Annotated in this window: 16 protein-coding genes; 9 read left to right on the forward strand and 7 right to left on the reverse strand. The window is 69.5% G+C overall.

Features of this window, described 5'->3' with window-relative positions; genetic code table 11:
* Positions 1-18: 18 nt before the first annotated feature.
* The 6 genes from gyrB to dnaA all read right to left on the reverse strand — a co-directional run bounded on the left by gyrB (position 19) and on the right by dnaA (position 10,499).
* Entirely contained in the window at positions 19-2,139 is a 2,121-nt protein-coding gene (gyrB, locus tag ACFWIA_RS29455; RefSeq protein WP_387010284.1) for a DNA topoisomerase (ATP-hydrolyzing) subunit B, read from the reverse strand.
* A gap of 596 nt (positions 2,140-2,735) precedes the next feature.
* Positions 2,736-3,374 carry a DUF721 domain-containing protein gene (locus ACFWIA_RS29460; RefSeq protein ID WP_387010323.1) on the reverse strand — a complete coding sequence of 213 codons (639 nt, stop codon included), beginning with the start codon at positions 3,372-3,374 and terminating at the stop codon, positions 2,736-2,738.
* 5 nt (positions 3,375-3,379) lie between these two features.
* Complete coding sequence (gene recF, locus ACFWIA_RS29465; protein WP_387010286.1) at positions 3,380-4,501, reverse strand: DNA replication/repair protein RecF; 1,122 nt, start codon at positions 4,499-4,501, stop codon at positions 3,380-3,382.
* Between the two features lie 107 nt (positions 4,502-4,608).
* Positions 4,609-5,484, reverse strand: a complete 876-nt coding sequence (gnd, locus tag ACFWIA_RS29470) for a phosphogluconate dehydrogenase (NAD(+)-dependent, decarboxylating) (protein ID WP_387010288.1) — start codon at positions 5,482-5,484, stop codon at positions 4,609-4,611.
* A gap of 282 nt (positions 5,485-5,766) precedes the next feature.
* Positions 5,767-6,897: a DNA polymerase III subunit beta gene (dnaN, locus tag ACFWIA_RS29475; RefSeq protein WP_385755632.1), complete on the reverse strand. Its 1,131-nt coding sequence runs from the start codon at positions 6,895-6,897 to the stop codon at positions 5,767-5,769.
* A gap of 1,535 nt (positions 6,898-8,432) precedes the next feature.
* The gene (gene dnaA / locus ACFWIA_RS29480) at positions 8,433-10,499 is read right to left on the reverse strand and encodes a chromosomal replication initiator protein DnaA (protein ID WP_387010291.1); all 2,067 of its coding nucleotides are present in this window, start codon (positions 10,497-10,499) and stop codon (positions 8,433-8,435) included.
* 449 nt (positions 10,500-10,948) lie between these two features.
* Here dnaA and rpmH point away from each other — a divergent pair, with 449 nt between their 5' ends.
* The 9 genes from rpmH to ACFWIA_RS29525 all read left to right on the forward strand — a co-directional run bounded on the left by rpmH (position 10,949) and on the right by ACFWIA_RS29525 (position 17,854).
* Complete coding sequence (rpmH, locus tag ACFWIA_RS29485) at positions 10,949-11,086, forward strand: 50S ribosomal protein L34 (RefSeq protein ID WP_003949374.1); 138 nt, start codon at positions 10,949-10,951, stop codon at positions 11,084-11,086.
* 21 nt (positions 11,087-11,107) lie between these two features.
* Complete coding sequence (rnpA, locus tag ACFWIA_RS29490; protein ID WP_385489327.1) at positions 11,108-11,479, forward strand: ribonuclease P protein component; 372 nt, start codon at positions 11,108-11,110, stop codon at positions 11,477-11,479.
* Entirely contained in the window at positions 11,476-11,832 is a 357-nt protein-coding gene (gene yidD / locus ACFWIA_RS29495; protein WP_385489330.1) for a membrane protein insertion efficiency factor YidD, read from the forward strand. Before rnpA ends, yidD begins: the two co-directional genes overlap by 4 nt.
* Positions 11,833-11,835: 3 nt before the next feature.
* Entirely contained in the window at positions 11,836-13,110 is a 1,275-nt protein-coding gene (yidC, locus tag ACFWIA_RS29500) for a membrane protein insertase YidC (RefSeq protein WP_387010294.1), read from the forward strand.
* A 15-nt stretch (positions 13,111-13,125) separates the two neighbouring features.
* Positions 13,126-13,632 carry a protein jag gene (locus tag ACFWIA_RS29505; RefSeq protein ID WP_387010296.1) on the forward strand — a complete coding sequence of 169 codons (507 nt, stop codon included), beginning with the start codon at positions 13,126-13,128 and terminating at the stop codon, positions 13,630-13,632.
* A gap of 105 nt (positions 13,633-13,737) precedes the next feature.
* On the forward strand, positions 13,738-14,454 hold the full coding sequence (gene rsmG, locus ACFWIA_RS29510; RefSeq protein ID WP_387010298.1) for a 16S rRNA (guanine(527)-N(7))-methyltransferase RsmG: 717 nt from the start codon (positions 13,738-13,740) through the stop codon (positions 14,452-14,454).
* A gap of 416 nt (positions 14,455-14,870) precedes the next feature.
* On the forward strand, positions 14,871-15,947 hold the full coding sequence (locus ACFWIA_RS29515) for a ParA family protein (RefSeq protein ID WP_387010324.1): 1,077 nt from the start codon (positions 14,871-14,873) through the stop codon (positions 15,945-15,947).
* Positions 15,944-17,029, forward strand: a complete 1,086-nt coding sequence (locus tag ACFWIA_RS29520) for a ParB/RepB/Spo0J family partition protein (RefSeq protein ID WP_387010299.1) — start codon at positions 15,944-15,946, stop codon at positions 17,027-17,029. The genes ACFWIA_RS29515 and ACFWIA_RS29520 overlap by 4 nt, the downstream gene beginning before the upstream one ends.
* 207 nt (positions 17,030-17,236) lie before the next feature.
* Entirely contained in the window at positions 17,237-17,854 is a 618-nt protein-coding gene (locus tag ACFWIA_RS29525) for a GNAT family N-acetyltransferase (protein ID WP_387010300.1), read from the forward strand.
* Positions 17,855-17,884: 30 nt separating this feature from the next.
* Here the strand turns inward: ACFWIA_RS29525 and trxA are convergent, their stop codons facing one another.
* Positions 17,885-18,217 carry a thioredoxin gene (gene trxA / locus ACFWIA_RS29530; RefSeq protein ID WP_385489348.1) on the reverse strand — a complete coding sequence of 111 codons (333 nt, stop codon included), beginning with the start codon at positions 18,215-18,217 and terminating at the stop codon, positions 17,885-17,887.
* Positions 18,218-18,225: the final 8 nt, after the last annotated feature.

Consider the following 18,225-nt stretch of genomic DNA (forward strand, 5'->3'; position numbering starts at 1 on the left):
GGTCAGACGGAGACCGACTCAGATGTCGAGGAAGCGGACGTCCTTGGCGTTGCGCTGGATGAACTGGCGGCGGGCCTCGACGTCCTCGCCCATGAGGACGGAGAAGAGGTCGTCGGCCTGGGCGGCGTCGTCCAGGGTGACCTGGCCGAGGACGCGGTGCTCGACGTCCATGGTGGTGACGCGCAGTTCCTCGGCGTTCATCTCGCCGAGGCCCTTGAAGCGCTGGATCGAGTCCTCCCGGATGCGCTTGCCGTTCTGGCGGCCCAGCGCGATCAGGGCGTCCCGCTCCCGGTCCGAGTAGGCGTACTCGAAGTCGTCCCGACCCCACTTGATCTTGTAGAGGGGCGGGCGGGACAGGAAGACGTGCCCGGCCTCGACCAGCGGACGCATGAAACGGAACAGGAACGTCAGCAGCAGGGTGTTGATGTGCTGGCCGTCGACGTCGGCGTCCGCCATCAGGATGATCTTGTGATAGCGCAGCTTCTCGATGGCGAAGTCCTCGTGGACCCCGGTGCCGAAGGCCGAGATGAGCGCCTGGATCTCCTGGTTGTGCAGGATCTTGTCGATGCGGGCCTTCTCGACGTTCAGGATCTTGCCGCGGATCGGCAGGATGGCCTGGTACATCGGGTCGCGGCCGGACTTGGCCGAGCCGCCGGCGGAGTCGCCCTCGACGATGAAGATCTCGCACCTGGTGGGGTCGTTCGACTGGCAGTCGGACAGCTTGCCGGGCAGCGACGCCGTCTCCAGCAGCCCCTTGCGACGGGTGAGGTCGCGCGCCTTGCGGGCCGCCACCCGGGCGGTCGCCGCCTGGATCGACTTGCGGATGATGTCCGCGGCCTCGTTGGGGTTGCGGTCCAGCCAGTCGGCGAGGTGCTGGTTGACGACCTTCTGCACGAAGGTCTTGGCCTCGGTGTTGCCCAGCTTGGTCTTGGTCTGGCCCTCGAACTGCGGCTCGCCGAGCTTCACCGAGATGATCGCCGTCAGACCCTCGCGGATGTCGTCGCCCGTGAGGTTGTCGTCCTTCTCGCGCAGCAGCTTCTTGTCGCGCGCGTACCGGTTGATGAGCGCGGTCAGCGCGGAGCGGAAGCCCTCCTCGTGGGTGCCGCCCTCATGGGTGTGGATGGTGTTGGCGAAGGAGTACACGCCCTCGGTGTAACCGTTGTTCCACTGCATCGCGACCTCAAGGGACAGCAGCCTGTCCTTGTCCTCGGCCTCGATGTCGATGACGGTCTCGTGCACCACCTCGCCCTTGCGGGAGTTGAGGTACTTCACGAAGTCGACGATGCCGCCCTCGTAGTGGTACGTCACCGTGCGCGCCTGCGCCTCGGTGTCGTCACTGGGCTGGTCCGTGTCGGCGCCGCTGGTCGCCTTCGCCGAGTCGCGCTCGTCGGTGAGCTTGATCGTCAAGCCCTTGTTGAGGAACGCCATCTCCTGGAAACGCCGCGCCAGCGTCTCGAAGGAGTACTCCGTGGTCTCGAAGATGTCCCCGTCGGCCCAGAAGGTGACGGAGGTCCCCGTCTCCTCGGTGGCCGCGCCCCGCGCGAGCGGTGCCGTCGGGACGCCCAGCTTGTACTCCTGCGTCCAGTGGTGTCCGTCGCGCTTGACCTCGACGGCGACCCTGGTCGACAGGGCGTTCACCACGGAGACACCCACACCGTGCAGACCGCCGGAGACCGCGTAACCGCCGCCGCCGAACTTGCCGCCCGCGTGCAGCACGGTCAGCACGACCTCGACGGCCGGCTTGTTCTCGGACGGAACGATGTCGACGGGGATGCCTCGACCGTTGTCGATGACCCGGACCCCGCCGTCGGGCAGGATCGTGACGTCGATGGTGTCCGCGTGACCGGCCAGGGCCTCGTCCACGGAGTTGTCCACGACCTCCTGCACGAGGTGGTGAAGACCACGCTCGCCGGTGGAGCCGATGTACATGCCGGGGCGCTTGCGCACGGCGTCCAGGCCTTCGAGCACGGTGATCGCGCTCGCGTCGTACTCGGGAGTCGCCGGCTCGGGGACCGCGGGTGCTTCCGGTACGGACTGATCGGCCTGAACGGCATCGGCGGGGTCGCCGATGCCGGTGGACGGGATGTTCTCGTTGGGGTTGCCGGAATCGGCCACGAAGCGCCCTTTCTGGCACAGCACGAGCCGGGCACCCGGCAGTGGCCGGAGCGGCTGCGGCGTGTTGCGTTGGTAAGCCTGTATCAGCGTTGCTCGGTGTGTGTCCCACGAGTGGGGCGGGATTGTCCTCCAGTCTACCGGTAGCGCTGACAGTGATGGGGCTTTGCCGGTACCTGAGTCCGCATGTGCCGCCCTGAACCGGTCTCTTCTGACTCCCCATATGCGCCCCAGGGGCTCAAGTGGTCCTGAGCGGCACTCAGCGCTTCGGGGCGTCAACCACGAGCGACCGTCCGTCGAGCCGGCGGAGCAACGGGTTCCGCACGGGCCCGCACGGGCGGGGGCGGGCACCGCCGAGGAGCCGTCGAGCCGCCCTCCGCACGGCCCTCACCAGCGGCAACGATCACCGGCCCGGGAGACGGGAGCAGCAGCGCCGCCCGTCGGTGCACCGACGGCGGAACGATCACCGCACCGTGACCGCGCCCGCCCGGGCCGGGAACCGCCCGGGACCCGGGCGCGCCGGGCAGGACGCGCGCCCTGCCGCGACCACCGGGCCCGCCGTCGGGCGGGTCGACGGGGCCGGATCCGGGCGGGGCCGACCCTGACGGTGCGGGTGCGGAGCGTCAGCCGTAGGTGTCGCCGGGGCCCGTACTGCCCGGCGCGCGCAGCGGACCGAACCGGCGGGCCGGTCCACCGGGACCCAGGACCTTGATCAGTCTCACGGTGCCGTGTCCCAGGTCCTCGTTGAGCCGGGCCACCAGTTGCGGGGCCAGCAGCCGCAGCTGGGTCGCCCAGGCGGTCGAGTCGCACTGCACGGTCAGCACCCGCTCGTCCTCGTCGTACCGCTGGGGCACGCAGTGCTTGGCCAGGTCGTCACCGACGATCTGCGGCCAGCGCCCCATGACCCCGCCGACCGCCGCCGGCGTCTCCCAGCCGCGTTCGGTGATCAGCCGGTTGATGGCCGCGCCCAGCGCCATGGGGTCGCGCCCGTCCGCCCGCGCGCCGGAGCGCAGACCGCCGCGCCGGGCCTGCTTGCGCTGGGCCGCCGCGTCGCCCCGCTCCCGGGCCTGTTCCTTCGCCGCCCGCAGCGCCACCCGGGCGAGGTCGACCCCGCTCGGCGCGGCCGGAGCCGGCGGTACCGGCGCTCCCGCGGCCCCCAGGGGCCCCACGGAACCCGCGCCGGGCACCCCGGGCAGTCCGGGGATCGCGGCGTCCCCCGGACCCGTACCACTGTTCCTGGCGCTCGGGCCACGACCGACCATTCCGTTCACAGCCGCTCCACCACGCCCTCGGCCACCGAGTACCGCACGCCCGTGAGGACGTCCGGCACGTCGTCGTCGACCGCCGCCGTCACGAGGACCTGCTCCCCCGGCGCGACCAGCTCCGCGAGTCGTTCCCGGCGCCGGGTGTCGAGTTCCGCGAAGACGTCGTCCAGCACGAGCACCGGCTCGTTGCCCTCCGCGCGCAGCAGGTCGTACGAGGCGAGGCGCAGGGCCAGGGCGTACGACCAGGACTCCCCGTGGCTGGCGTACCCCTTCGCGGGGAGCTGGCCCAGCTTCAGCACCAGGTCGTCCCGGTGCGGTCCGGCGAGGGTGATCCCCCGCTCGATCTCCTGCTTGCGGGCCTCGGCGAGCGCGTCGAGCAACTGTTCGTACAGTTCCTCGCGGGTGTGGCCGTCGCCCGGTGCGGACGGCTTGTACTCCAGGGCGAGCGGGCCGCCGCCGGGGGCGAGCTGTTCGTACGCCTTGTCGGCGAGGGGCTGGAGGGAGGCGATCAGGTCGAGCCGGTGGGCGAGCAGTTCGGCGCCGGTGCGCGCGAGGTGCTGGTCCCAGACGTCCAAGGTCGACAGGTCGGTGCCGCGCCCGCCGTGCCGTCGGGCCAGCGCCGCGGACTTCAGCAGGGTGTTGCGCTGCTTGAGGACGCGGTCGTAGTCGGAGCGGACGCCGGCCAGACGCGGCGAACGGGCGGTGATCAGCTCGTCCAGGAAGCGCCGCCGCTCCCCGGGGTCGCCCTTGACCAGCGCGAGGTCCTCCGGCGCGAACAGCACCGTCCGGACTATCCCCAGCACGTCCCGCGGCCTGACCTGCGAGGACCTGTTGATCCGGGCGCGGTTGGCGCGGCCCGGGTTGATCTCCAGTTCGACGAGCTGCTGGCGCTCGCCCTGCCGGACGGCGGCCCGCACCACTGCGCGTTCGGCCCCCATGCGCACCAGCGGCGCGTCGGAGGAGACGCGGTGGCTGCCGAGCGTCGCCAGATAGCCGACGGCCTCGACCAGATTGGTCTTGCCCTGCCCGTTGGGGCCCACGAACGCGGTGACGCCGGGGTCGAGCGGCACGTCGACCCCGGCGTACGAGCGGAAGTCGGCCAGCGACAGATGCGTGACGTGCATGGTCGTGGCCGACCTCCCTCGGTGTGGTGCCCCCGCGGGTGCGCGGGGCGGTTCTCAGGGCCGTCAACCGTCCCGGCTCGGGCGGCCGGGACGGTTCCGGGCCCTCGTCAGGCCTTCTCGACGGCGTGGCCACCGAACTGGTTGCGCAGCGCCGCGATCATCTTCATCTGCGGCGAGTCCTCCTGCCGGGAGGCGAAGCGGGCGAACAGCGAGGCGGTGATCGCGGGCAGCGGCACCGAGTTGTCGATGGCGGCCTCCACCGTCCAGCGGCCCTCGCCGGAGTCCTGGGCGTAGCCCCGGAGGCCTTCCAGGTGCTCGTCGTCGTCGAGGGCGTTGACGGCGAGGTCGAGCAGCCACGAGCGGATCACGGTGCCCTCCTGCCAGGAGCGGAAGACCTCGCGCACGTCGGTCACCGACTGCACGGCCTCCAGCAGCTCCCAGCCCTCGGCGTACGCCTGCATCATGGCGTACTCGATGCCGTTGTGGACCATCTTGGCGAAGTGGCCGGCGCCGACCTTGCCCGCGTGGACCGAGCCGAACTCGCCCTCGGGCTTGAGCGCGTCGAAGACCGGCTGCACCTTGGCGACGTTCTCCTTGTCGCCGCCGTACATCAGCGCGTAGCCGTTCTCCAGGCCCCAGACGCCGCCGGAGACGCCGCAGTCCACGAAGCCGATGCCCTTGAGGCCCAGCTCCACCGCGTGCTTCTCGTCGTCCGTCCACCGGGAGTTGCCGCCGTCGACCACGACGTCGCCGGGCTCCAGCAGCGCGGCCAGCTCGTCGATGGTGGACTGGGTGGCGGCGCCCGCCGGGACCATCACCCACACCACGCGCGGGCCCTTGAGCTTGCCCACCAGCTCTTCGAGGCTGTCGACATCGGCGAGGTCCGGGTTGCGGTCGTATCCGATGACGGTGTGGCCGGCGCGGCGGATGCGCTCGCGCATGTTCCCGCCCATTTTGCCGAGGCCGACGAGACCGAGCTCCATCAGTGGTTCCTTAAAGTCGCGAAGTGGCGTGCGGACACTTGGTGTATCTGTGTCCGAGCCTACGCCCGCGGCCCCGCGCACAGCTGTGGGTCGGGCCGCTCATACGTACTCCCACCTGCGGGTCTCCCCGCGAGGGGCGAGCAACGGACACCCGGTGGGTGACCGCCGACCGGGCGGCTGCGGACGCCGGTGCCCGGTCGGGGCCGTCCGGACCGGACCGACACACACGGCGTCGGCCCGGGGCCGTGACGAGATCCGTGACGAGGTCCGGTGCGAGCCCGGTCAGCCCGAGAGGCGGACCGGCATGATCAGGTACTTGTACGCCTCGTCGGCCTCGGCGTCCACGGCGGGCCGGCCGCTGAGCAGCGCGGGCTTGGTCGACGTGGTGAAGGAGAGCTGGGCGACCGGCGAGTCGATCGCGCTGAGGCCGTCGAGCAGGAACGTCGGGTTGAAGGCGATCGAGATGTCGTCGCCCTCCAGCACCGCGTCGACCCTTTCCACAGCCTGTGCGTCGTCGCTGGAGCCGGCCTCCAGGATCAGCACGCCCTGCTCGAAGCTGAGCCGCACCGGGGTGTTCCGCTCGGCGACCAGGGCCACGCGCTTGACGGCCTCCACGAAGGGGGCGGTCTCGATGACGGCGACCGAGTTGAACTCGGTGGGGAACAGCGTGCGGTACTTCGGCAGGTCGCCTTCGAGCAGCCGGGTGGTGGTGCGGCGGCCCGCGCCCTCGAAGCCGATCAGGCCCTCGCCGGAGCCGGAGCCCGACAGGGCGATGGTGACGCTGTCGCCGCTGGTGAGCGCCTTCGCGGTGTCCAACAGGGTCTTCGCGGGCACCAGGGCCACCGCGGAGGAGTCCGGGACCTCGGGCTTCCACAGGAACTCGCGGACCGCGAAGCGGTAGCGGTCGGTGGAGGCCAGGGTGACCGTGTCGCCCTCGATCTCGATGCGCACGCCGGTGAGCACCGGGAGCGTGTCGTCGCGGCCCGCGGCAATGGCGACCTGGGCAGCGGCGGCGGCGAAGACCTCGCCGGGGACCGTGCCCGTCGCGGACGGCATCTGCGGCAGGGTCGGGTACTCCTCCACCGGCAGGGTGTGGAGGGTGAAGCGGGAGGAGCCGCACAGGACCGTCGCCCGCACGCCGTCCGTGGAGATCTCCACCGGGCGGTTCGGCAGGGCGCGGCAGATGTCGGCGAGCAGCCGGCCGGAGACGAGGACCGTGCCGTCCTCCTCGACCTCGGCCTCGACCGAGACCCGCGCCGAGACCTCGTAGTCGAAGCTGGACAGGCTCAGGGCACCGTCCTCGGCCCGCAACAGGAGGCCGGCGAGGACCGGCGCGGGGGGACGGGCCGGGAGGCTGCGTGCCGCCCACGCCACTGCCTCCGCGAGTACGTCGCGTTCCACCCGGATCTTCACCTAAGCCCGCCTCCTGCTGTTGCTGGCCGCTCTCGCCCCGTCTGGGGTCGCCCTGCTGCGTCTGCTGTCCGTGCGGCGGTTTCCGTCGGTCCGCCGTGGTGTCGCCGTGCCCCGGGACGGGGAGGCCACCGGGACCAGTCTGACGCACCGCACTGACAGTAGGTGCCTCTCGGGGTCAAGTCGCGCGAACCGGCTCGGACGGCGTCGGGGCCGAGTTGTCCACACCCCCAGCTTCGAAGCGGATTCCCCGGTAACTCTAGTCGGTAGTAGTAGTAGGGCCTGTGGATACCGTGGATAACCTTGTTTTCGCAGCTCAGCAGCGGTTTTTTGTCCACCGGGCCTGTGGGCGGAGACGGTGGAAAACCCGGGCTTGCTGTGGACAGGCGAAAGTTGTGCACACCTGATGCACAGGAGGGGGCAGGTTCTCCCCAAGGCTGTCCCCAGCTTTACCCGAGTTCCCCACAGCCCAATCCGGCACCTTGATGTGACGCCTTTCACTCCACCCGGTGATGAGGCGCGTTGTGTTGCCGAACAGTGGACAGAACTGTGGAGAAGCCCCGTCATGCTGGGGACAGCGGGCGCAGACCTGTGGGCGGCCGGTGGACAACTGCGGAGGGCGCCTGTGGACGGATCGCTTGTCCACAGGCTGTGGAGAGTCGTTGTCCACGAATCCACACCCCTCTGAGCTGGCCGGATGATCATCCGGGAGCACGGCCTGTGGACACGGTCTGGATAACTTCGCAGTCCCCAGGGTGTGGAAACGAAAAAGTCCCCGGATCTGTGGAGAACACCCGTAACCCCCTGCGGATTCGAACAACGGCGGCGGCACGGGACCGGGAACGAGCGCACGAAGGCGGCGCGGTGGAGCCGGAACGGGGCCCGCGGGGCCGCCTTCGGGGGGCCGAAGGCGGCGGTGGGAGCTCGGGGCGACCGGCGGGGCGGCCCCTGCGGGTGGCCCCCGCGGGTGGGGCAGCGGGGGCCGCGCCGGTCGCCCAGGCGGCTGCCTCGGGTTCCGAGGGACGGGCCAGAGGACGTAGCGCGGGGCGGGAGGCGCCACATCCGGGGCGTCCGGGGTATTCGGGGTATTCGGGGTGTCCGGGGTGTCCGGGGCTTTTGGGAGCGGCGAACCGCGGCTCGCCGGGTGGTCGGCCGTCTCGGGCCCGAGGGACGGGCCGGAGGGCGTCGCGCGGGCGGGCGCGGGCGGGAGGCGCCGCGGCCGGGGCGATTGGGGCGGCGAACCGCGTATTACTCATGCCGGCTGGCCGGATCGAAGACGGCGAAGTGCTCGTCGGGTTCGGGGCGCGGGCGGGAGGTGCCGCGGTCGGGATGTCGGGGGCGCCCGCTCGGGGTGCCAGGGGTGGCGTCGGCCAGGTGTCGGGGGCGGCGCGGGGAGCGGCCCGGGCCGGAAGACGGGCCGGGCCGCGGGCTGACCGCGGAAGGGCTCCGGGCCGGAGGCGGCGGAGCCGGTGCGCGGGAGGGCGACCGGGCCGCGGAACGGAAGGAGCCGGCCGCGAAAGGGCGGCCCGCGCGGCGCGTCAGCCGTTCTTGATGCGGTTGGTCAGCTCCGTGACCTGGTTGTAGATGGACCGCCGCTCGGCCATCAGCGCCCTGATCTTCCGGTCCGCGTGCATCACCGTCGTGTGGTCACGGCCACCGAACTGCGCACCGATCTTCGGCAGCGACAGGTCCGTCAGCTCCCGGCACAGGTACATGGCGATCTGCCGGGCCGTCACCAGGACCCGACTGCGGGACGAGCCGCACAGGTCGTCCACGGTCAACCCGAAGTAGTCGGCGGTCGCCGCCATGATCGCCGTGGCGGTGATCTCGGGCGCCGAGTCCTCGCCCCCCGGGATCAGGTCCTTCAGCACGATCTCCGTCAGCCCCAGGTCCACGGGCTGCCGGTTCAGCGAGGCGAAGGCGGTCACCCGGATGAGGGCGCCCTCCAGCTCCCGGATGTTGCGGGAGATGCGCGAAGCGATGAACTCCAGCACCTCCGGCGGTGCGTTGAGCTGCTCCTGCACGGCCTTCTTGCGGAGAATCGCGATGCGCGTCTCCAACTCGGGCGGCTGCACATCCGTGATGAGCCCCCACTCGAACCGGTTGCGCAGCCGGTCCTCCAGGGTCACCAACTGCTTCGGCGGCCGGTCGGAGGACAGGACGATCTGCTTGTTCGCGTTGTGGAGCGTGTTGAAGGTGTGGAAGAACTCCTCCTGCGTCGACTCCTTGTCCGCGAGGAATTGGATGTCGTCGACGAGCAGGATGTCCATCTCGCGGTAGCGCTTGCGGAAACTGTCGCCCTTGCCGTCGCGGATGGAGTTGATGAACTCGTTGGTGAACTCCTCGGAGCTGACGTACCGCACCCGCGTGCCCGGGTACAGGCTGCGCGCGTAGTGGCCGATCGCGTGCAACAGGTGGGTCTTGCCGAGGCCCGACTCCCCGTAGATGAAGAGCGGGTTGTACGCCTTCGCCGGGGCTTCCGCGACCGCGACCGCCGCGGCGTGCGCGAACCGGTTGGACGCCCCGATGACGAACGTGTCGAACAGGTACTTGGGGTTCAGCCGCGCGGTGGGTTCGCCGGGCCCGGAGGGCTGGGCGGACTGCCCGCCGCCGGGCGCGCCCCGGCCGGGCACGGAGGACGCCGAGGGGCCGCCGGGTCGCGTGCCGTGCGGGCCCCGCGGCCCGTGCCCCGGACCGCCGTGGCCGCCGTCGAGGTGACCCGCGCCGCCGTGCGGGCCGCGCGGACCCGTGTCCTGCTGCCCGTCGGACGGCTCGCCGCGGTCGGGACGCCCCGGAGGACGTCCGTCGCTGCCGTCGTACGCCACGCGCCGCTGCTCGTAGGGCGGGCGCTCCCCGTCGTAACCGGAGCGCTCGGTGTCGTACGGCGCGCGCTCCGGGTCGTAGGGGCCGCGCTCGGAGTCGTAGGGAGAACGGTCCGTCTCGTACCCGCGCCGCTCCGGCGGCTGGGTGCGGTAGTCGTGCCGCTGCTGACCGGGGTTCGCGTACGGGTCGCGCTCCGGGAAGCCCAGCCGCTGCTGCTGCCAGCCGTAGTCGTCGTGCGGGCGCGGCCAGGAGCCCGGCTCGGGGCGCTGGTAGTCCGGGTAGGCGGGGCGAACGGTCGGCAGCTGGTCCGCGCGGCCCGCCGGCGGCTGTTCCCCGTGCGGTCCCGGCTGCTGGTCCGGGCGGCCGCCCGCAAGCTCGTCGGAGGGCCGTCGGTAGCCGTCGTACGCGTCCCTGGGCTGCCCGGCGGACGGCGGGAGGTCCGGCTCCTCGTACCGCTGCGGGGGCACCGGCGCCACCGGGGGGGCTGAGGTGCCCGGCTCCGCCCCGGCGGTCTCGTCGACCGTGATGGCGATCCGGATGGGGCGACCGCACTCGCGGCTCAGGGTCTCGCTGACGACCGGGGCGAGCCTGCCCTCCAGGACGCCCTTGGCGAACTCGTTGGGCACGGCCAGCAGCGCGGTGTCCAGCACCAGCGCCAGCGGCTGGCACCGCTTGATCCAGTGTTCGTCCTTCGCCTCGACCCCTTGCCCGCGCCCCTCCCCGAGAAGCTGCTCCAGTACTCGTGGCCACACTGCGGCAAGATCGGCAGGTACGTCAGCCACAGAGCACGCTCTCTCACGGGTCCCGCGAAGGTGCACTTCTCGGAACGGGGTACGGAAGGAAGATCAAGGACCCGGGGCGCCGGGTGGGGTGACGATCGGGCGGGGCGACGGGGCCGGAGGACGAATCGGAGTCAAGCCACGGTAGTCAGGGCGACCGGTGCTGTTCAAGTTGTTGTCCACAGCCTGTGCATAGTGTCTCGCACTGCCCCCCGGTGTCGCGCCGGACCCGCTTCGGAAGCGCTGGTTTGACCGGACGGCGGGGCCGCGCGTACCGTAACCAGGTCGAGTTGTCGATGGCTGCTGCCGCCTGCCTCCGATGGGCACAGATCACCTCCTAGTGATCGTGAAAGCGGTGCACTCGGGCGTAATACGAGCTTCTCGTGGGCGCACGGTGACAGCCAGGCGGCAACAGCCACCGACAACCACCGAGTCATTTCTGGAGCCCCCGAGTGAGCAAGCGCACTTTCCAGCCGAACAACCGTCGTCGCGCCAAGACCCACGGCTTCCGGCTGCGGATGCGCACCCGTGCCGGCCGCGCGATTCTCGCGTCCCGCCGTGGCAAGGGTCGCGCCCGCCTGTCCGCCTGATCGCAGTCAGGTCATGACGTCGTGCTGCCTTCCGAGCATCGGCTGAGGCGGCGCGAGGACTTCGCGACCGCGGTACGACGAGGCCGCCGGGCCGGCCGCCCGCTCCTCGTCGTCCACCTACGCAGCGGTGTCACCGACCCGCACGCGCCTGGGGAGAGCGTTCCCCCGCCGCGTGCGGGTTTCGTCGTGAGCAAAGCCGTCGGCGGGGCAGTCGTCCGCAACTCCGTGAAGCGAAGGCTTCGCCATCTGATGCGCGAACGGATCGATGGCCTGCCCCCCGGTAGCCTGGTGGTCGTGCGCGCGCTGCCCGGTGCGGGCGACGCCGATCACGCGCACCTGGCCCGAGACCTCGACGCCGCCCTCCAGCGGCTCCTGGGAGGGGGCACGCGATGAAGTATCCGCTGCTGGTTCTGATCAAGCTGTACCAGTGGACCATCAGCCCGTTGCTCGGGCCGGTCTGCAAGTACTACCCGTCGTGTTCCCACTACGGCTACCAGGCCATCGACCGGCACGGAGCGATCAAGGGCACGGCACTGACCGCCTGGCGGATTCTGCGGTGCAATCCGTGGTCGCTCGGCGGAGTCGACCATGTTCCGCCGCGCAAGCGTCCGCGGTGGCACGAAATGCTGCGGGACGCCTGGCGCGGACGCAAGGGCGGGAAAGCCGCCCTCGGCGCGTCCTCCGGGGACGGTACTGCCCCGGTGAGCCCGGCCGCCGAGACCCCGTCCCATGCTCAAGGAGCCTGATTAGTGGATGACATCGTAAGTTCGATCGCCGGTTTGTTCAGCTTTATCACCACGCCTGTCTCCTGGGTGATCGTCCAGTTCCACAAGCTGTTCGGTGCCGTCTTCGGTCCGGACACGGGCTGGGCGTGGGGCCTGTCGATCATGTCCCTGGTGATCCTGATCCGGATCTGTCTGATCCCGCTCTTCGTGAAGCAGATCAAGGCGACTCGGGCCATGCAGACGCTCCAGCCCGAGATGAAGAAGATCCAGGAGCGCTACAAGAACGACAAGCAGCGTCAGTCCGAAGAGATGATGAAGCTGTACAAGGAGACGGGCACCAACCCGCTCTCCTCGTGCCTTCCCATCCTGGCGCAGTCGCCGTTCTTCTTCGCCCTGTACCACGTGCTCAGCAGCATCGCCTCGAACAAGACGGTCGGCGTCATCGACCAGCCGCTGCTGGAGAGCGCCCAGAAGGCGCACATCTTCGGTGCCCCCCTCGCCGCGAAGTTCATGGACAGCGAGGAGAAGATCCAGGCACTCGGCTCCACGCTGGTCGACGTCCGGGTCGTCACGGCGATCATGATCGTTCTGATGTCGCTGTCGCAGTTCTACACGCAGCGCCAGCTGATGACCAAGAACATCGACACCACGGTGAAGACGCCGTTCATGCAGCAGCAGAAGATGCTGATGTACGTCTTCCCCGTGATCTTCGCCGTCTTCGGCATCAACTTCCCGGTCGGTGTCCTCGTCTACTGGCTGACCACCAACGTGTGGACCATGGGCCAGCAGATGTACGTCATCCGCCAGAACCCCACTCCGGGCAGCAAGGCACAGGGCGACTACCTGGAGCGGCTCCTCAAGCAGGCCACGAACAAGAAGAAGATCGGTAGCCGTCGCGACCGTGCTGCGGTGAAGATGATCGTCGCCAAGGGACGGGACCGCAACGAGAACGAGCGGCGCTTCATCAACGGGCTCTCCAAGGCCGGACTGGCCGCTCAGACCGACGGTGCGGTGGCAGTCAGCGATGTGGTGACCACCGAATCCGAGGACGGCGAGACCTCTGCTGCTGCCGCCCGGCGCCAGCAGCCCAAGCGTCAGTCGAAGTCCCAGCGCCAGACCCGGCAGCCCGCGACGCCCGACACCCCGAAGACCTCGCTGACGAAGTCCGAGGACGAACCCCGGGCCGCCAAGCGAGAGCCCAAGCCCGCCGGTGGCCAACCCGGCTCCGGTACCCGCAGCAAGGCCAAGTCCGGGCCGCGCAAGGGCCCGCAGCGTCCTCAACACCCCTCCAAGAAGTAAGAAGGAGTCCATCCCGTGACGGAAGGCACCACCTCCGCCGCCGCTGAGGGCGACACCATGACCCGCCTTGAGCAGGAGGGCGAGATCGCGGCGGACTACCTTGAGGGTCTGCTCGACATCGCCGATCTCGACGGCGACATCGACATGGACGTCGAGGCCGACCGCGCCGCGGTGTCGATCATCAGCGACAGTGCGCGTGACCTCCAGAAGCTCGTCGGCCGTGAGGGCGAGGTCCTGGAAGCCCTTCAGGAGCTGACCCGGCTCGCGGTGCACCGCGAGACCGGTGACCGCAGCCGCCTGATGCTCGACATCGCCGGCTACCGTGCGAAGAAGCGCGAGGAGCTGTCGGAGATCGGCGCCAAGGCCGCTGCCGATGTGAAGAACACCGGCGAGGCGATCAAGCTCGATCCGATGACGCCCTTCGAGCGCAAGGTCGTCCACGACGCGGTCAAGGCCGCCGGACTGCGGAGCGAGTCCGAGGGCGAGGAGCCGCAGCGCTTCGTCGTCGTCCTCCCCGTCTGATCTGCACGTGAGTTCCCGGCCCCGTCTGTTCGCAGACGGGGCCGGTCTTTGTCAGCCTGATAGTCATCACCCAGTGCGGTTACGCGGTACGGAAGGACGGTCCCCGTGACGGAGGCAGCGGAACTCCCCCCGGCGCCCGAGCAGGCCCGGGAGGCATTCGGTGATCGTTTCGACGACGCCGTTCGGTACGCCGAGCTGCTGGCCGAAGCAGGGGTTCGGCGTGGGCTCATCGGTCCCCGTGAGGTGCCACGCCTCTGGGAACGGCATCTCTTGAACTGCGCGGTCCTCTCGGAGGTCGTGCCGACCGGCGTGACGGTCTGCGACGTGGGTTCCGGTGCCGGGCTGCCCGGGATCCCGCTGGCCCTGGTCCGCCCGGATCTGAAGATCACCCTGTTGGAGCCGCTCCTCCGCCGCACCAACTTCCTCAACGAGGTCGTGGAGCTGCTGGGCCTCGACCATGTGACCGTGGTGCGGGGCCGAGCCGAGGAGGTACTCGGCAAGCTGACCCCGGTGCATGTGGTGACCGCGCGTGCGGTGGCTCCACTGGACCGACTCGCCGCCTGGGGCGTTCCCCTGCTCCGTCCCTACGGAGAGATGTTGCTCCTCAAGGGCGACACCGCGGAGGAGGAGGTCAAGAGCGCGGGGGCCGCCTTGAGCAAGCTCGGCGCCGTGGACACCTCGGTCCTGCACGTGGGTGAGGGCATCGTCGATCCGTTGTCCACCGTGGTGCGGGTGGAGGTCGGTGAGAGCCCCGGGGGCGTGCGCTTCGCGGCCAAGAGGGCCAAGGCGGCCCGGGTGAGTCGGGCGCGTCGTCGCCGTTGATCGACTTCTCGAAGATCGGCCCCGGCAGTGGTGAGGTGGTTCTCACCCGCCGGGGCCTTTCTGTGCCGTTGGCCACTGCACGACCCCGGGCAGACCAGGGCGCCGGTTCACCGTGACGGCGAACCCGAACGGGCCCGAACCCTGCCACCCACCGTCGGTGCCGTACTCCACCTAAGCTGCCCCGCCGCGTGCTGCGGAGTGTCGCACCGGTGCGGTCGGGATGGCTCGGCATCGTGTTTCACGTGAAACGTCGCTCACTGCTGCACGGCATCATCGGTCGCGGCCGGGCCGGGGCCGAACCTCGTGACCGCAAGCCTCTTGGCTCACTCAAGTCACCCTCAGGAGGAACGGAGTTTTCCACAGAAGCGGAATTCTCCACAGAAGCACGGGCCTCGCTGGTTCGCGACCCCACCGCCATGGGAGGCTCTGTTCATTGCGAGCCTGAAGTCGAGGAGAGTGAATCCGTGCGGTCCGACGCCCACATCGCGGGACCGATGACCGATCCGGTCCCCGGTCCCCGTACCGAGTCGGCAGGGGAGGATGTTTCACGTGAAACACCGCCGCCGATGGATGACACCCCTATCGGTCGTGCTGCCCAACTGGCGATGGAAGCGCTGGGCCGGACCGAGGGCGGTCTGCCCCGACCGGAGCAGACCCGCATCATGGTGGTCGCCAACCAGAAGGGCGGGGTGGGCAAGACCACCAGCACGGTGAACCTTGCCGCTTCACTCGCGATGCACGGCAACCGGGTCCTGGTGATCGACCTTGACCCCCAGGGCAACGCCTCCACCGCGCTGGGGATCGACCATCACGCCGAAGTGCCGTCCATCTATGACGTGTTGATCGAGAGCAAGCCGCTCTCCGAGGTGGTTCAACCGGTACCGGACGTCGAAGGTCTCTTCTGTGCTCCCGCCACCATTGACCTCGCCGGTGCAGAGATTGAGTTGGTCTCCCTGGTGGCCCGGGAGAGTCGCCTCCAGCGTGCCATCCAGGCGTATGAACAGCCCCTCGACTATGTGCTGATCGACTGCCCTCCGTCGCTGGGACTTCTCACCGTCAACGCGCTCGTAGCCGGTGCCGAGGTACTGATCCCGATCCAGTGCGAGTACTACGCGCTGGAGGGACTGGGGCAACTGCTGCGCAACGTCGATCTGGTCCGCGGTCACCTCAACCCGACGCTCCATGTGTCGACGATCCTGCTGACCATGTACGACGGTCGGACACGGTTGGCCTCACAGGTCGCCGAGGAGGTCCGCACGCACTTCGGTGAAGAGGTGTTGCGGACCAGCATTCCCCGCTCGGTGCGCATCTCTGAAGCACCGAGTTACGGGCAGACAGTTCTGACCTACGACCCGGGGTCAAGCGGTGCCCTCTCCTACCTCGAAGCGGCGCGAGAGATCGCCCTACGAGGGACCGAGATGGTGTACGAAGGGCAGCACGCCCGTGCGGGTCATCACCACAAGCACCAGAGCATGGCGGAGGGGACTCAGTGAGTGAACGACGTAGGGGGCTGGGCCGTGGACTTGGCGCCCTCATCCCGGCCGCCCCGACACCCGAGAAGACGAGCCAGGCCACCGGCCCGGGCTCCACGGTGCCGGCCGCTGCGGGGCCGGTGCTGACGACGGAACGCGGAGTGGCCGCGGCGAAGGTGACCTCACTCCCCGCGAGTACGGTGTCCCCCGAGTCCCTCATCGGAGGAGCCCCGGAAAACACCACGGGGGCCTACTTCGCCGAACTCCCCCTGGACTCCATCGCGCCCAACCCCCGTCAGCCGCGTGAGAACTTCGACGAGGACGCCCTGGCGGAGTTGGTGACCTCCGTCAAGGAGGTCGGCCTGCTCCAGCCCGTGGTCGTACGGCAGGTGAGTCCGGGACGCTTTGAGCTGATCATGGGCGAGCGTCGCTGGAGGGCCTGTGGCAAGGCCGGCCTGGAGCGCATCCCGGCGATCGTCAGGGCCACCGAAGACGAGAAGCTGCTGCTCGATGCTCTGCTGGAGAACCTCCATCGGGCGCAGCTCAACCCGCTCGAAGAGGCCGCGGCCTACGACCAGCTACTGCGGGACTTCAACTGCACTCATGACCAGTTGGCCGACCGGATCGGCCGGTCCCGCCCTCAGGTCTCCAACACCCTGAGGCTGTTGAAGCTCTCCCCGCCGGTGCAGCGTCGGGTGGCCGCGGGGGTGCTGTCGGCAGGACATGCACGTGCTCTGCTGTCGGTGGACGACTCCGAGGAGCAGGACCGGCTCGCCCACCGGATCGTGGCCGAGGGGCTTTCCGTCCGGGCGGTCGAGGACATCGTCACCCTGATGGCGTCCGGCCCGCAGACCGCGCCGCGGTCCAGGGGGCCGCGGGCCGGGGGGCGGGTTTCGCCCGCGCTGACGGATCTCGCCACCCGGTTGTCGGACCGGTTCGAGACCCGGGTGAAGGTGGACCTGGGACAGAAGAAGGGCAAGATCGTCGTGGAGTTCGCCTCCATGGAAGACCTGGAGCGCATCCTTGGTTCGCTGGCTCCGGGGGAGGGACAGGTGCTGCAGAAGGGCCTGACCGCGCAGGCTCCCGACAGCACCGAGGAATGAGTCCACAGCCACGCCTCTTCCTCCGCGGCGGGGCAGAGTGACCAGGGCGGGTCGTCTCCGGTGAACACCGGAAATCGACCCGCCCTTTGCTGTGTGGCGAGGTCCGCGTCATCGCTTCGTGGATACGATCGGGGAGCATTGCCTCCGTGCCCGGTATGACTCTGGGGAACGAAGGTGGTGCGGGCAAGGAAGTGAGGTGCTGCCGGTATGGGGCGTCGGCTCGTACCGCTCACGCTGGACCATCTGAAGGACCTTCCGCACCGCTGCCGGACGTGCGTGTTCTGGGAGCTGGACCCGGTCAGTGGGCATGCAGCAAGCAGGGCGGGGAAGCCGGAAGTGGAGAAGGAAGCCTGGATCTCCGCTGTTCTGCTGGAGTGGGGTTCCTGCGGTCGGGTCGTCTATGTGGACGACGTCCCGGTGGGGTTCGTTCTCTACGCTCCCCCGGCCTATGTCCCTCGTTCCACCGCCTTCCCGACGAGCCCCGTCGCGGCGGACGCCGTGCAACTGATGACGGGGTGGATCACGCCGGCCTACCGGGGGCAGGGGCTGGGGCGAGTGATGGTGCAGACCGTTGCCAAGGATCTCCTGCGGCGGAACGTCCGAGCCATCGAGGCATTCGGTCAGGCCCGGTGGGCAGAGCCTGCTTGTGTGCTCCCCGCAGATCATCTACTGGCGGTGGGCTTCAAGACCGTGCGACCGCATCCCTCATTCCCGCGGCTCCGGCTGGAGTTGCGCACCACGCTCTCCTGGAAGGAAGACGTGGAGATGGCCCTGGATCGTTTGTGGGGGGCCGTCCAGAAGGAACCAGCGCTACGCCCGCTCTAACGATGTTTCACGTGAAACATTCATCGGCCGTCAGTCGGCGATGAAGTCCTCCAGGTCGCGCACGATGGCGGCCTTCGGCTTGGCGCCAACGATCGTCTTGGCGACCTCGCCACGCTGGTAGACGTTCAGCGTCGGGATGGACATGACCCCGTACTTGGCGGCCGTGGCCGGGTTCTCATCGATGTTGAGCTTGACCACCTCGATCTTGTCGCCGTACTCCTGGGCGATGGCCTCAAGGGACGGCGCGATCTGGCGGCACGGCCCGCACCATGCGGCCCAGAAGTCGACCAGAACGGGCTTGTCGCTCTTGAGGACGTCCTCGTCGAAGGAAGAGTCCGTCACATTCTTGAGGGTGCCGGCCACGGCGGGCT

Origin of the sequence: Streptomyces sp. NPDC127068, from assembly GCF_042724695.1 — a bacterium.
GTDB lineage: Bacteria > Actinomycetota > Actinomycetes > Streptomycetales > Streptomycetaceae > Streptomyces.